The following is a 1,127-nucleotide window of genomic DNA, read 5'->3' on the forward strand; positions in this document are numbered from 1 at the left end:
GTACAAGGTCATCGTACAAGGTCATCAGTTTTTTTGCCAAGCGCGCCCGTGGGCTCATGGTGCGCCATGCGATTGAAAAGAAGCTGTCTACCGTCAAGAAGCTTGAGAGCTTTGACGCCGAAGGCTACCGATTTGATCCCAAAGTGTCCGAACCCGACCGGCTGGTGTTCCGCCGCAAACAGGCCGCCTGAGCAGCCCATCCCCGCATGAGCACGCCCGCCCGGACCGACCAGCAGCTCACGCCGGAAGTGCTGGCGTGGATGACGGCGCAGGCAAACCTCGGCCACTCCAGGGACGAGATTTTTAACGCCATGCTGGCAGCCGGCTGGAACCGCGACGCCGCCACGCGGGCGGTGCGGCTGACGCCCGAAGATCTCGCCGCAGTGGTTGTGCCTGCGCTGGCTTTGCCGGTCACCAACAACATGGTCGATGCCGGCGACAAGTGGGTAGAAATACTTTTTTTCGCCCAGATACCCAATGTCATCGTGCTGGGCAACCTGCTGGGCCCGAGTGAATGCGAGGCGCTGATGGAGGCCGCCCGGCCGCGTCTGGTGCGTTCGCTGACGGTAGACACCAAGACCGGCGGAGAGGAACTCAACCCTGACCGTACCAGCGAGGGCATGTTTTTCAGGCGCGCTGAAAACGCCGTGGTGCGCCAGGTGGAGGCACGTATTGCCAGAATCTTCGGCTGGCCGCAGGAAAACGGCGAAGGGCTGCAGGTACTTCACTATGGGCCCGGCACCGAATACAAGCCGCACTATGACTACTTTGATCCGACCGAGCCCGGCACGCCCGCCATACTGCAGCGTGGCGGCCAGCGCGTGGCGACGCTCATCATGTACCTGCATGAGCCCGAGGAAGGCGGCGCCACGGTGTTCCCCGACATCGAAGTGCGGGTGGCGCCGCGGCGCGGCAATGCGGTGTTTTTCAGTTATCCACTGGCGCTGCCTTCCAGCCTCACGCTGCATGGCGGCGAGCCGGTTACCACTGGCGAGAAATGGATTGCCACCAAATGGCTTCGCCAGCGGGAGTTCACGTAAACCCCTGTCGGACGCTCACTGCGTGTAGCGCCTTCCCCCTTGCAGGGGACGGCGCCTGCGGCCGGGCAAAGCCCGTTCCGCGGCCCC

General features: G+C 63.4%; 2 protein-coding genes. Both read left to right on the forward strand.

Going from position 1 to position 1,127, the window contains the following annotated elements:
* Positions 1-191 (forward strand): peroxide stress protein YaaA (yaaA, locus tag AC1D1X_RS24045; RefSeq protein ID WP_477699448.1); only part of this gene is annotated, 191 nt, incomplete at its 5' end.
* Between the two features lie 15 nt (positions 192-206).
* Entirely contained in the window at positions 207-1,040 is an 834-nt protein-coding gene (locus AC1D1X_RS24050; RefSeq protein WP_477671244.1) for a 2OG-Fe(II) oxygenase, read from the forward strand.
* Positions 1,041-1,127 lie beyond the last annotated feature (87 nt).

Source organism: Polaromonas sp. P1_G4, from assembly GCF_056405475.1.